This window comes from Roseimicrobium sp. ORNL1 (assembly GCF_011044495.1).
GTDB lineage: Bacteria > Verrucomicrobiota > Verrucomicrobiia > Verrucomicrobiales > Verrucomicrobiaceae > Roseimicrobium.
Map to the genome: position 1 here is coordinate 5179606 of NZ_CP049143.1, position 12914 is coordinate 5192519.

Consider the following 12914-nt stretch of genomic DNA (forward strand, 5'->3'; position numbering starts at 1 on the left):
CACTGCCATGTCGCAGCCTAAGGTAGAAGTGCGCATCATCACCTACAAGCGCCCCGCACTGCTGCGTCGGGCGCTGACAGGACTTTGCAACCAGACCTACACTGACTGGCGCGCAGTAGTGTACGACGATTCTCCAGATCAGGAGTCCCTGGACGTCGTGGCACAGATGCAGGATCCCCGCATCGAGTGCCGGCCAAATCCTAAGAACCTGGGCGCGGCGCTGAATCTCTGCCAGGCCTTCGCGCCTGAGCCAGTGTTCGCCGACTCCGAGTTCGCCTGTGTGCTCGAAGACGACAACCTCTTCCATCCGACCCTGCTCGAGGAAAACGTAAAGAGCCTCCAGTCCAACAGCGAGCCGGTGCTGGCGCGCAACTTTCTCATGGTGGACATCGAGGAGGATGGAGCCTTCACCCCGAATCCGGATGAACCCATGCGTTCACTCCACGGAAGCCAGTCGCGTGTCATCACGTATCGTGACCGTGTGTTGGAGGCCTTCTTCACCTACACCATTGGAAACCTAAGCTATTTCTGGCGCCTGCATCGCGGGGTCGATCTCTCTGCGCTAGAGCCGTACAACGCATCACTTTCCGAGCCTCGACGGGCGGTGAGTTTTCAAGATGACTGCAGGTACGAGCCGGAACCGCTTGCTGTGTTTGGACGCTTCGTATGCAAGAAGCAAAGCCCCCGCAGCGGCACCGCTGGGGGCATTCAGCGACATCGGCTCGCCCACTTGAGCCAGCTTCATTTCACCCGTGATCTGGCGAGGCGCTGGACGCAGGACTTGCGCGAGCCGATGGACGTCGTGCTTCAACAAGCGCGCCAACGCAGCGAAGGTGGCACCGCACTCTTCCACCTGGCCGAAGCCGGGGTGCCGTCGGCCATGTTCGCACTCCGAAGTGGCAGGCAGTGGCTCAACGTGCTGAAGACGATCCCCTTGCGCATGAAGTACTCCCGGCAATACAGGGAAGGACTTGAAAAGAACCTGCCCGCCTGAAATCAAGTGAAGGTCACCCGAACTGCATGACAAAAACTCGAGGCATCATCTATGTGGCCACCGGGCCCAAGTACCTGGCTGAGGCGGTGATATCTGCAAAGTCCGTGCAAGCGGTGATGCCGGGCTTCCCCATGACGCTCTTCACGGATCAGACGCCGCCGCCGGGACTCTTTGAGCAGGTCATCCCGGTGGAGGGCGGGAACATGGGCCGCCCCGGAAAGATTCGTTCGATGGCGGCCACGCCGTACGACGAGACCTTGTTTCTCGACTCGGACACATGGATGTGCCAGCCCTGTGAAGACATCTTCCTGCCGCTCGAGAAATACGAACTGGCCATCGCCCATGAAGTGTACCGCAACGAGTATGCCTTCGAGAAGTTTCCAGATTCGTTTCCCGCGTTGAACACCGGCGTGGTGGTGTACCGGAAGGAGCCGAGGACTCTCGCTTTCTTCAAAGCATGGGAGGAAAATTATCTGAACGTCTTCCAGCACAAGCGGCCCGCAGACCAGCCTGCCTTCCGCCACACCTTGTTTCACTCGGACCTGCGCCATTACATCCTGCCGGCGGAGTTCAATTTCCGCACCAACTACCCCGTGGTGCTCGGCGGCTTCGCGCGCGCGAAGATCATCCATGACCGCAATCCCTTCGTGGAGGAATATGCTGTGCTCCTCGGCCACGACACCGGACATCCGCCGGTCTATTTCGGCCCCGTGAACATGCGCCTGTTCCTGCACTGGCTCTGGTTCCGCAGCCGGACTCTCGTCAAGCGTGCGCAAGCAGCCGGACCTCGCGGCATCTGGAAGCGGCTGACGCATCGCTGATTCACTTTCCACATTTCCGCTGCTGTGACCTGGCGCAAAAACATCATCCAGACCTGCCGTGGTGCGGCCAAGGCCGCTTTTCCGAGGGTGTATCAGTTCCTGAGTTCCTATCGCTTTCTCCAGCACTGCAAGAAGCGGTACGGAAAGTTTCAAGAGCAACTGCGCCCGCTCTTGTACGGCGAAAGTCCTCCCACGGTCCTTTCGGGCCCCTTTCAGGGTCTGCCCTATCTGGACGAGATTGGCTTTTGTGGTCCCATTTTTCCGAAGTGGATCGGCAGCTATGAGGATGAATTGCATCCATTCCTGGAAAAGCTGCTGCAGTCACCTCCTTCGGTCATCGTGGATGTGGGAGCTGCCGAAGGTTACTACGCCGTGCTTCTGGCGGCGCGTCTGCCGAGCAGCGTCGTACACGCGTTCGACATCGATCCCTTCGCCAAGCGCGCGCTTGCGCGGCTCGCGCGCCTTAATCACGTTTCCAATCTTCGTATCAACTCGCTGTGCACGTTTGCGGAGCTCGAGAAGCTCCTTGGTCCCGCCAAGGACACGGGCCTGCTCTTCTGCGACATCGAAGGTGGAGAGATCTTCCTCGTCGACCCGGTCAAATGCCCTGCTCTTCGCCATGCGCGCATCGTGGTGGAGTTGCATGAAACCAAGGATTCTCCCGGAGAGGGCACGCGCAATCTTCTACAGAGCCGGTTTCAGGATTCGCACGAGATCGACTATGTCCCTCATGCGCCCAAGAGCATGTCCCGCTATCTTGAAGTGACGCGCAACGCCCTTTCCCCTACGGACCTCTCGACGGCCTTGAACGAGGTGCGCGGGGCCTCGCGAGGCTACCTGATCATGCATCCTCGATAAGACGGATGGCAACCCTGAGGTCCAAATTCAAGACGCTGGTGGAACGTCGGGCTCCCAAGCTCGCAGCTCCCCTGCGTTGCCGGCACCTCATCCGGCATTCAAACTCCTATCTGGTACAGACAGGCTTTCTGAGAACGCTGGAACGAAATCTCCCCGTTGATGTCGAAGGCAAGCCTCTGGCCTTTCTCAACTATCCTATACTGTCCCTCCTGGAGGAGAGACTGAAATCCGACTTCCGCGTGCTGGAGTTCGGCAGCGGCTTTTCCACGGCATTCTGGAGTTCACGTGTGAAGGAAGTGGTGGCCGTGGAGCATGACGAGCAGTGGCATCAGCGCGTGAAGGAGATGATTGCCGACACTTCAAACGTGCGACTCCTCCTGATTCCCCTTGGTCCCGACTATCCGCGTGCCGCAACCCAGGTCGGGGGCGAATTCCAGCTCATTCTCATCGATGGCCGGATGCGTACCGAGTGCGCACGTCACTGCCTGCCACACCTTGCCGCGAACGGGGTGATTCTCTGGGACGACTCATCACGCGCCCACTATCAGGAAGGCATCACGGAACTGGAGCAACAGAGCTTCCGCACATTACGACTGCAGGGCCTCAAGCCCGCAGGCTTTAGTATCGACGAGACCGCCATCTTCTATCGAGATAACAATTGCCTTGGGTTGTGATGCTGTTCCAGCGCGCTGCCACTCCACCGACGTTCCCTGCCTCATCAGTCACTCGATCATGACCCCTTTCACTCCCATTCCAGAATCGCCCTCCCTCTGGAGAAACCGTTCCCGCTGGAACGTCGCAAGGTTCTGGAACTGGACGCTTCGGAGACGGCTCCATGAGTTCATTGCAAAACAGAATCAAAGGGAGCTGGCCCCAGTCTTCACGGCAGCCGGAGCCCAGGTGACGAAGGAAGCCGGCAGTTCCCTGCCCCACACGGCCGTGACCGAGGGTCAGCTCAAGACCTTGCTCGCCGCCGTGGCGGCTTCCAACTCGATCGACGCTCCCATCGTGGAGATCGGCAGCTTTCGTGGTGTTACTACCAAGGCATTGGCTGCGGCCACTCAGCGGACCGTGGTCGCCGTGGATCCTTATCTCGGCGAGGGTGGGCATGAGAAAGACTTCGCTCTTTTCCGCGAGCACACGGGAGGGATGACCAATGTCCGCCACGTGAGGGACGTGTCCGACTCTGCCTTCACCTCGTGGAATGGAGAGCCTGTCAGCCTGGTATTCATCGATGCCATCCATGAGTATCTCCACGCGTGGTATGACTTCGCGGCGTGGGGCAGCTTGGTGGCTCCGTCAGGGTTTGTGGCCTTCCATGATGTGGATGCATTCCCCGGTGTGAATCGTGTATGCCAGCGCGTGCTCAAGGAATGCCCCCAGTGGAAACCGTGGGCCTATGCGCCGAATATCGCCATCTTCCAGCGTTGCGATTGAGACCTTCCCTGGCATTCCTCATGAGACGCGGAGCCTCCACTGCCCCACCGTTTCATTCCCTCCCCTTCCATGGAACAGATGCGTACTGCCGCGCGACGACTTGGCATCCGGATTAAGGACGATCTGAAGAACAGCCAGGCACTGCGCAACGCACATGCCCTGGCGCTTCAAACGGCATCCTGGCTTTCGCCAAACCCAGTGACCGCCCAATGCCGGGCGGTCACTGCGTTTCAGCGCTCCGAGTCACCACAGCTCTGGAAGTGGATGGGTGCGGCGCGTGAGAATCGCGAAGGGGCAGAAGCAAACACCGCGCCTCCGCCTTCACCTTCGACCGCAAGGTACCGCGGCTATCTCACGCAACAGAGCCAGCTCACCAGGAGCATCATTCTCAAAGCTCCCGGCGAGCATGGTGAACGCGGTGTGCTGATGGTGCAATTCGAATACAACTGGTACCGGCTGCTCCACGGCATCGGCGATCTCGATGCGCTGGCCAAGCAGTATGACATTCTCTGGGGCACCAGTTGGTCGGCCACGGACTATCTGCTGCTCAAAGCCATTCTCGCGAAGACGACAGGAGAAATGTATGTCCTGCCCAGCCATACTTCAGAGGCTGCCAAGCTGCAGGCTTTTCATCCGCGCATCCAGTGCCCTCCGGTACTCTCTGCCAGCGATTGGGTGAATCCAAAATTCTTCGCGCCCAAGCCGCATGCCGAGAGGAGCACCGACATCCTCATGGTGGCGAATTGGGCGCCCTTCAAAAGGCACTTCGAACTATTCTCCGCGTTGCGTGAGATGCCTGCGGATCTTCGTGTGACGCTCATCGGCCAAACCGAGGCGCAGTACACGGCGGAGCACATTCGTCAGATGATGCGTCTGTATCGCGTGCCCCAGCAGGTGACCGTGTTGGAAAGCCTGCCGATTGATGAAGTCACCCGGCACCAATGCGACTCCAAGGTGGCCTTGATCCTTTCTCGCCGTGAAGGCAGTTGCGTCGCTGCGGTGGAGGCACTCTTCGCAGGAGCCGCCCTCGGCATGCGACGCGGCGCCCATGTGGGCAGCGTGCAATACATCAATGAGGAAACTGGCGCGCTGATCTCAGGAACACAGACCGCCGCCGACCTGATGGCGCTGCTGGAGCGCTCCGCAACTCTGCGGCCCCACGAATGGGCGGCCAGGAATATCTCCTGCCATGTGAGCCTGGGGAAACTCAACACCTTCCTCCGCGAGCGTGCCGTCGCCCGGAACCTGCCGTGGACGATGGACCTAGCGCCATTCCACTGGCGTCCTTATCCCACCTACAGCGAGCCGGCGGATTTGAATCGATTGCAGTTAGTGTACGACGACCTGCATCGAAGATTCCCCGAAGTCTTCTCTCATGACCTCGGCACGACCAGCCGTCGCTGACACGACTGCACAAAGCAAGAAGGCTGCGGGTGCGCGGCTTCTTGCTGCATTGGTCATCGCATTCATCCTCCTGCTCTGGCCCGCCAAGCCACCCACCCTGGGATGGTGGCCACTGTGGTGGAACTGGATGCACGTGCCACTTTTTGGATGGCTCGCGTGGGAAGCGACGCGTTTCTTGAGAGCGTGTGGATGGCAGGGATGGCGTACGGCATTCGCCTTGTTCGTCGGTGCGGCCACTCTGGCTATCAGTGCGGAGTACCTGCAACACAGCTTCGGTCGGCAGGCCGACTGGGAGGATGTGGCCAGATCCATGGCCGGGGCGATTGGTACCTTTGCCCTGCTGGAGGCGACAAGTTCGGCCGGTTCCAAGAAGGTCTGCTTGTGCCTGCTTTCTCTGCTTTGCTTTGCGGGCAGCGCCAATGCCTTGCTTCAGCGCGCTGTGCTGATGCATGCAAAGTCATCCGCATTTCCACTGCTCGAAGATTTCAAGTCCGCGTCCTCTCTTCCCCTCTGGTCCTTGGAGCACGATGGTGTGCCCCAGTCTCTGAGCAGGAAGCAAGAGAACGGCAGATGGCGTCTCGACATGCCTATCGCCAAAGCCGGCTTCTCGAGCCTGCACTATGATGCACAGGCGCGCGACTGGTCGCCCTATCGCACGCTTGTCCTTCACTACCGGCTTGAGGGCATGCCCACGTTGCACCTCGGTGTGAGGCTCGATGGCGGCGTAGGTGGCAAGGAGCGCAGCAACCTTGAGACCCACCTGCAATCCGGCACGCATGCCGCGACCATCTCGCTGCCGCGCGGGCAGGGCGAAAGGTCTTCTGTCCTTTCCCGCATCCGCACACTCACGCTCTTTTCCAGCGGAGGTGCAGAGGGAATGCTGGCTATCGAGGAACTGCGTCTGGAATGATTTCCATGCAGTGGTCGCGGAAGATTTCCGCGGCCTTCCGCCAGCCGAACTCGGCTTCCACCAACTCGCGACCGCGACCCGCCATGGTTTGGCGGGCCTCGGGATGCGAGAGCAGGTGCAGGATACCTTCCGTGAACGGAGCGCCTGAATCAGCGATCCAGGCATGCTCTCCATGCACCACGGGGAGCCCTTCCACGCCCGTCGGCGTTGAGACCACGGGAAGTCCCGCGGCCATGGCTTCGAAGACCTTGATCCGCGTACCGCCGCCCACAGTAAGAGGCAGCACCATGATGGCAGCCCGGGCCAGATAGGGGCGCACATCATCCACGGTCCCCGTGACTACAATCGAGGGATCGTTGGCGGCGGATTCCCTCAACCACCCGGGTGGATTCCGCCCAATCACCAAGAACTTCGCCTCGGGGAAGCGTTGTTTGATCGTGGGCAGGCTTTCCGTGATAAAGCCCTGCACTGCGAGCACGTTCGCCTCCCAGTCCATGGATCCCAGGAAGGCCATGGTATAGGGCTCGGTCTTCTCAGGGGTGGGCTGGAAGTGATCGCAGTCCACGCCGGTGGGCACACTGCCGAGCACATTCTTCATGCCACGTTCATCGCGGAAGTATTCGGTCTCCAGCGGTGACACTGTCACCTGCCCAGCTGCGAGAGTCGCGCACTGCTCCTCCATGCGCAGGGTGAGATCCCGCTCACGGCGGAAGATCATTTTCTTCACCGGGTTCCCCGCTGCAGCGACGTGCCGCTGCCAGATGAGCGACTCCACATTGTGCTGAAACACCAGCACAGGCGGCATCTTGGTTAGCCGCAGATCCATCACGTGCACCAGTGACACGAGATAGTCGCATACGACGAGATCATAGCGCGTCTCGGTCAAGGTCTTCTCCAGCCACTCGTGCGCACGCTTTGAGCGGTACTTCTTCGCCATGTAAGGCACGGATCCCGTAAAGCAATTTGCAATAACCTCGGCAAAAAAACGAGGTGAGCCTTTGGGAGGAAAGCGATGAGGATAGGTCGCGCAGCTGTCAGAGTACTCCGCGGCAAGCTTCACGGCCTCTGCCGTGTCATCCACCACTCGCGGGCAGAAGTAGGTGATCTCAAACCACTCCTTCAAGATGCGCAGCATGTGATACGTGCGCAGCCGATCACCACCAATCAGCGGGTGAAGAAGCCGGCAATTGATCCAGAGAATGCGAGGGCGAGGTCTTTCCATTTCTACCGTCAGTGAGGTGGAATGATTACCTTGCTCTTTGATTGGTTCCATCATGGAGTGAACGAAAGTTGTGCGAAGACCGCTCGATGCTGGGAACCGCGATCCGGCTCCGTCACATGCGAGACCACCTTCCAGTGACGCCTGTCTGCGAATACATAATCCAGCCTGAGCCAAGGCTGCTGGAACGCAGCTGGATTTCTCGTGACACCGGGGAAAGTATAACCATAACCACTGCCCGCCGCCTGATGGCTGTCCTGCAAGCTACCTGCGAACGTACGATACACGGTGCCGAGGGCGGGAGTATTGAAGTCGCCCACCACGATGTAGGGAAGACTCTCCTTGCTAATGGCTTCCGCCAGCTGGGTGGCGAGGCTGAGCCTCCCATCCCAGTACGCCTGCCGGGAGTGACGCTTCTTGGCCAAATCAGTGCCGGGCACTCCCAGGATGCCCCATAAGAAACCGCCCCAGCGCTCCGACTGAAGCATGCCTCTGGGCGTGGGGAGATGCACGCTGTAGATGGCCACCCGCTGGGTGGCCATTTCAATTTCAAACCGGGCTGCCACTGCCGCCTGCCGGGTGGTGTCTCCATTCTGCGCATAGATGAGCAGGTCCTTGCGCAGGATGGGATGCTTGCTCAAAAGCACGAACTCCCCCACGCCATCGACGTGGGTGAACTCCCGGTAACCATCCGCGTTCTTGTAGCCATCGGTGCGGCGCCCGGCATCCTGCAGGGCCAGTACATCCGGCTGGTGCTCCAGCTTGAAAGGCTGCAGGCTCGTTCCCTGTGCCTGGCCGCGATTGTAGGTCATTACGCGCAACGTCTCGCCAGGCGCATCCGCAGCCTTAGGTGCTGCCCCTGATCCTCGCCAGCCCAGCAAGGGTCCCAGGTACAACAGCCCAACGACGAGGGTGATAATCCCCGACTTCTTGGGATCGAGCATCAAGGCCAGTGGCAGTACCAGCCATACGGGAATCGACCAGAGCCACCCCGGGAGGAAAAGGAGGAAGGCGCTGGCAGGATTATGATACCCCACAAAGTTCAAGAAGACCCACATGCCGACCGTGAAGATCACCGCAAGCAGGGAGAGAGCCTGAACAGTCCTCCTCGCGAGCTTCAGGAGGATGGGTAAAATGGGCGTGGTCTCCTGCGACATGCGACGCGTCTTGCGCGTGTGGTTGGGAAACGCCCGTTACGTCAGTTCAAGGCCGCCCGTGCAATTCCAAGCATTCACCGTCCAGCGGTGGAGGGGGTAGCGGGGACGCTGCCAGCTTGGCTGGAAGGAGTATCCCTTCTCTCCACGGAAGGTGGAGGCTGCGCTTGTGGGTGCGTGGAGCCAGGTCTGAATTCAGGAATGCCGGGCTGCTCGGCGGTCTGCGACTTCAGTGCATCCATCGAGGACGGCTTCCGGAAGGCAAAGGAGTAGGCCAGCACCACGAAGACCACCAGCACCACGAAGGCGATCAGCGTTTCAAGAAGCGTGTAGCCGCCTGCCCGATGAACTCGCAACGGCTGGTGATGTAGAGGTGTTTTTAAGTAGGGCATCGAGAAAAGAGGCTTGCTCCAAAGGGCGATTTTCAACACTACATGCCAGAGGCATCATTCGTATCGGCTGACCCCGGAACCTCTCGGAGGAGATCCATTGAGACGCGGCTTGCCAAAGTACAGGTCGGCAGGATCAGGACCAGTCGTGCAACTGACGCCACCCATGAGCATTCCCACGGCGAGCAGCAGAACCTTCAACCGCATGAGCAATCGGATCATGGCGGGGAGGAAAGCCCTTCTATCCGCAAAATCAATGAGGATTTCTGTTCACAAAAGAAAGGCGCAGTGCTCTTATTCGATACGTTAGCAAAATGAGATGAGACATATCGTGCACGATGCCTGCAACGCAGGGCAATAACAGTGCGCTGCAAACCATAGAAATGTCTCAGTTTTGCTAGGTTGCATTTGGTCGATGCAAGCAACCACTTACTTACCCAATGTCTCCACAAATTCACTTTGCGTATTTATAAGTCCTAGTTTACCAAGTTGCTCGACGGTGTAGGACAACCAAGGTCTAGGTGTGCGCGAACGAGTTCCGGTAGATGAGAGACGCATTGTTCAACTTCATTGGTCTCAGACCACAGAACATCATCGAGCCGCTCTACTGGTTGCTGGCTGTTGGTTGGGTGATTTTTGTTTTGACGGCTATTCAAAGCATCTTGAGCCGTCGCATGGGTGTGTTGTGGAAGGCGTTCTGGATTTTGTTGGTCGCCGCAGTTCCGGGAGCAGGATTTTTTCTCTATCTCGTGTTCTGCCTTTTCACGGCTGACTACTCCTTTCTTGAACGATTTGGCCTGGCTATCAACAGGCCAAAGAAGTGACCGGGCAAATTCCTTCCCTCGCCCCACTCACCGATGCCAGGCGTTCGTCCAAGCCACTCCACTCCCGCTTTTTTTTCGCGGGTCCAATGGGCTTGGTCGTTAGTCGCACTTGGCATCGCGCTTGGAACTTCAGTTGAGGCCCAGAACCAAGTTCTGCCGACGGAAGTTTCCACACAGCCAGCACCCACGGCAGGGTCGCCGGGCTTTCTCGATACGGTTCTCTATTACCGGCCCAACGCCAAACAAATGGGTGGCCCCGGACGCATGATTGGCTCGCGCTACGAATATCAAAATTCGGAAGCGGGCTCACCTGAGTACGCCGACTATACCGGAGAAGGCGACACCGCAAACAGCAGCACCTCCACCGGAGGTTATTTTCCAACGAAAATAGAGACGCAATACCTGCCGCCGAATAACCCCGACTATTCTCGCTCACGGGGTGATCGCGGCTACTGGGCCTACTCCGGCATCTGGCCTGTGCGTCCCGCCGAGGACAATTACTATCAGCGCAACGGCGCCTTTTATGATCGAGTGGAGCGCGGTTTGGGACTCTTTATTCCCAATGAGGAACTCCTCGCGCACTCCTCGGAACCGAATGCCTGGAGTGTGGATCTGGACTACGGGCTTCCCTTTCTCACACGGGATGTGTCACCGGATCGGGCGATGTTCAAATTTGGACCCCTCTATCTCGACATCCTTGGCCTCAGTTTCTCGGCGCTCTACACCCAATACAGCGGAGATGCCCCGCTCGATCCGGATGCACCTGATGAGGGATGGATCGGCATCGTCGGAATGCCGCTCAGAGCAAGCCTTCGTCTGACGGACAGCATCTATCTCCAGGCAACTGGTTTCCTCTACTTCCTGCCCCTGGAAGGTGAAGTGGGCCTGAATTCTGGAATCGGTTCGGGATGGGGACTGGGCACCAATGCCCGACTCAATATGGAGTGGCAATGGGGTGCCTGGAACGTTCGCGTCTACGACTATTTCGGTGTCGTCAACAGCCTGGCTGACGTGAACGAGTCCTGGCAGGTGGATGAAATCGACATGGTTGGCCGCTACCGTTTTGGTGCCCTGGACAGCGCGGCTGATGCGAACGAGTTCTGGGATCCCCGGTTCGGCGGTTATCGCAACGATGTGGGAGCTGAAGCCCAGAGACCGATGCCCGACGAGTGGTGGTTCATTGGCGGTGTCGTTCACAGCGACTATTGGCCTGAGGAAGACTTCGACGATCACCGGCAGTTTGACCAGCTTTCGCTCGCCTACCGCTACCTGGGCGATGACTGGATGTTTGCCCCCTCGTTCCTCTATACGATGGGCTCAGCCGACCAATTCGAGAATCTCACCCATCGTGTTGAGGCTCGGTTCACCGGACGTCTCACGGAGTATCTCACGTCGTTCGCCTCTCTGGGATATCTCTGGCAGACCGGGGACGATGATGCCGATTTCGACACCTTCTTGTGGGAGGTTGGCCTCGTCCATGATCTGACCCCCTATACCAAGCATTCCCTCTCTGCCGGCCAGACCTACGAACTCTCCGAGACTCTGGAGGAATATGTGGGGGACTACGTTCGGTACACCATTGCCCACCAATTCAGCGACAGACTGTCCGGCTCCGCCTATGCCCAATGGCAGGATGCACAAAACCTGACCGATGGCGGCACCACCTCAACCGGATGGATCACCGGCGCCAGGGCCAGCTACAAGCTGGGGTATGATACCAACATCACCGCGGGTGTGACCTATACCATGCGTGAGTCCACGTTCGAAGACGGGCCGGGCGCGCCGGATGAGGAAACCTGGGTCTATTTCGCCATGCTGCAGAAGCCCCTGCTTTCCAGGCTGCAGGGAACTGCCACCTACCAGTATATCGACCAGACCGGTCCGGTGGGCAGCAACCTCGAGGAACACCTTCTTATTCTGAGTCTCTTCCTTACATTCTGATCGATTGCGCGCGGACCTGCAGTGGCCCAGCTACACAGCCTCTCAACCACACATCATCATGCACCACATCACCTCGCATAAACTGCATGCGGCCATTTTCGGCCTGCTGGGCCTGGCAGCCCTCATCCCCGTCTGGGGTGAAGACGCCCCGGTGATCACCGACCGCGGTGGACGCGTTCGAGGCAATGAAACTCTCCAGGACCTGCCTTCGGATTTCCATCCGTACTATGGTCAGAAGCTCAACCGCTATCGCGACCTCAACCGCCGCATCGCCAAGCTGGATCTGGATGCAGACCTCAACATGGATGGCGTGATTCGTCAAGGTGACCCCCGGGATTCCGGCGCCTTTGAGTCCACCCCTCCCGGCCTCATCATCGGCGTGGGTGAGATGACCAAGGTCGTGGTGAACTTGATTCCCTACCGCGTGGACTTCGAAGGTGATGTCGTGGTCGGATTTGAAGTATGCGGCATCAATCGCAATTCGCCCGAAGGCAAGTTCTCCTCCTTTGAAGAAGAACAAAAGGCCGTGGGCCGCATCCGCGTGTGGAGAGACTCCACCAAGAAGGAGTTGCTTCTCGATTCTGCTGATCCGGCGCGCCGCCTGTTTGAATTCAGCGTGGATGCCATGCGCTATCCCGCCAACCTTCCTGACGCAGTTCCCCGGACCATTTATGTGGAAGGCGTGAGAAACTCGGGCGCCTACCTGGGTGACATGCGCCTGCTTGCCACGGTAAGCCACCGTGAGAAAGGTCAGGGACCCAGCTCGGCACCGAGCGAAGACAAGGCACAGAACCCTCCCTTCAAGAAGTTCCGCACGGCATTCGACCATATCCTCATCACGGTTGAGCCCCAACCGTGCAAGAAAGAGTATGTGAACGATAATGCTGAAGGCGTGTGGATCTCCGCCTCGAAAGGCAAAAAGTAGATCGATCAGCTGGATGTTGTCCCAGTCTCCTGTAAGCT

14 protein-coding genes are annotated in these 12914 nt (G+C 58.7%); 10 read left to right on the plus strand and 4 right to left on the minus strand.

What is annotated here, in order from left to right:
* Positions 1 to 7 precede the first annotated feature (7 nt).
* The 7 genes from G5S37_RS21000 (at position 8) to G5S37_RS21030 (ending at position 6424) form a co-directional block, all read left to right on the plus strand.
* Entirely contained in the window at positions 8 to 994 is a 987-nt protein-coding gene (locus G5S37_RS21000; protein WP_165206402.1) for a glycosyltransferase family A protein, read from the plus strand.
* Between the two features lie 26 nt (positions 995 to 1020).
* Positions 1021 to 1815: a putative nucleotide-diphospho-sugar transferase gene (locus G5S37_RS21005; protein WP_165206403.1), complete on the plus strand. Its 795-nt coding sequence runs from the start codon at positions 1021 to 1023 to the stop codon at positions 1813 to 1815.
* Between the two features lie 24 nt (positions 1816 to 1839).
* Positions 1840 to 2673, plus strand: coding sequence for a hypothetical protein (locus G5S37_RS21010; RefSeq protein ID WP_165206404.1), 834 nt, complete (start codon positions 1840 to 1842; stop codon positions 2671 to 2673).
* A 5-nt stretch (positions 2674 to 2678) separates the two neighbouring features.
* Positions 2679 to 3347, plus strand: coding sequence for a class I SAM-dependent methyltransferase (locus G5S37_RS21015; protein ID WP_165206405.1), 669 nt, complete (start codon positions 2679 to 2681; stop codon positions 3345 to 3347).
* A gap of 58 nt (positions 3348 to 3405) precedes the next feature.
* The gene (locus G5S37_RS21020) at positions 3406 to 4110 is read left to right on the plus strand and encodes a class I SAM-dependent methyltransferase (protein ID WP_165206406.1); all 705 of its coding nucleotides are present in this window, start codon (positions 3406 to 3408) and stop codon (positions 4108 to 4110) included.
* Between the two features lie 69 nt (positions 4111 to 4179).
* Positions 4180 to 5514, plus strand: a complete 1335-nt coding sequence (locus tag G5S37_RS21025) for a glycosyltransferase (RefSeq protein ID WP_165206407.1) — start codon at positions 4180 to 4182, stop codon at positions 5512 to 5514.
* Positions 5486 to 6424 (plus strand): hypothetical protein, encoded by a 939-nt coding sequence (locus tag G5S37_RS21030; RefSeq protein WP_165206408.1) that lies wholly within the window; start codon positions 5486 to 5488, stop codon positions 6422 to 6424. Before G5S37_RS21025 ends, G5S37_RS21030 begins: the two co-directional genes overlap by 29 nt.
* Here G5S37_RS21030 and G5S37_RS21035 read toward each other — a convergent pair.
* From G5S37_RS21035 to G5S37_RS21050, 4 genes are all read right to left on the minus strand, one after another.
* Positions 6399 to 7646 (minus strand): glycosyltransferase, encoded by a 1248-nt coding sequence (locus G5S37_RS21035; protein ID WP_165206409.1) that lies wholly within the window; start codon positions 7644 to 7646, stop codon positions 6399 to 6401. The two genes, G5S37_RS21030 and G5S37_RS21035, sit on opposite strands and share 26 nt — an antisense overlap.
* Before the next feature lie 50 nt (positions 7647 to 7696).
* On the minus strand, positions 7697 to 8800 hold the full coding sequence (locus G5S37_RS21040; RefSeq protein ID WP_165206410.1) for an endonuclease/exonuclease/phosphatase family protein: 1104 nt from the start codon (positions 8798 to 8800) through the stop codon (positions 7697 to 7699).
* A gap of 74 nt (positions 8801 to 8874) precedes the next feature.
* Positions 8875 to 9189 carry a prepilin-type N-terminal cleavage/methylation domain-containing protein gene (locus G5S37_RS21045; RefSeq protein WP_165206411.1) on the minus strand — a complete coding sequence of 105 codons (315 nt, stop codon included), beginning with the start codon at positions 9187 to 9189 and terminating at the stop codon, positions 8875 to 8877.
* A gap of 54 nt (positions 9190 to 9243) precedes the next feature.
* On the minus strand, positions 9244 to 9408 hold the full coding sequence (locus G5S37_RS21050) for a hypothetical protein (RefSeq protein ID WP_165206412.1): 165 nt from the start codon (positions 9406 to 9408) through the stop codon (positions 9244 to 9246).
* Between the two features lie 323 nt (positions 9409 to 9731).
* On the opposite strand from G5S37_RS21050, the gene G5S37_RS21055 reads away from it, so the two are divergent.
* From G5S37_RS21055 to G5S37_RS21065, 3 genes are all read left to right on the plus strand, one after another.
* Complete coding sequence (locus G5S37_RS21055; protein ID WP_165206413.1) at positions 9732 to 10010, plus strand: hypothetical protein; 279 nt, start codon at positions 9732 to 9734, stop codon at positions 10008 to 10010.
* A 264-nt stretch (positions 10011 to 10274) separates the two neighbouring features.
* A complete protein-coding gene (locus G5S37_RS21060; protein WP_165206414.1) occupies positions 10275 to 11951 on the plus strand; it encodes a hypothetical protein in 1677 nt (558 codons plus the stop codon).
* A 58-nt stretch (positions 11952 to 12009) separates the two neighbouring features.
* Positions 12010 to 12876 carry a hypothetical protein gene (locus G5S37_RS21065; protein ID WP_165206415.1) on the plus strand — a complete coding sequence of 289 codons (867 nt, stop codon included), beginning with the start codon at positions 12010 to 12012 and terminating at the stop codon, positions 12874 to 12876.
* The last annotated feature ends 38 nt before the right edge of the window (positions 12877 to 12914 follow it).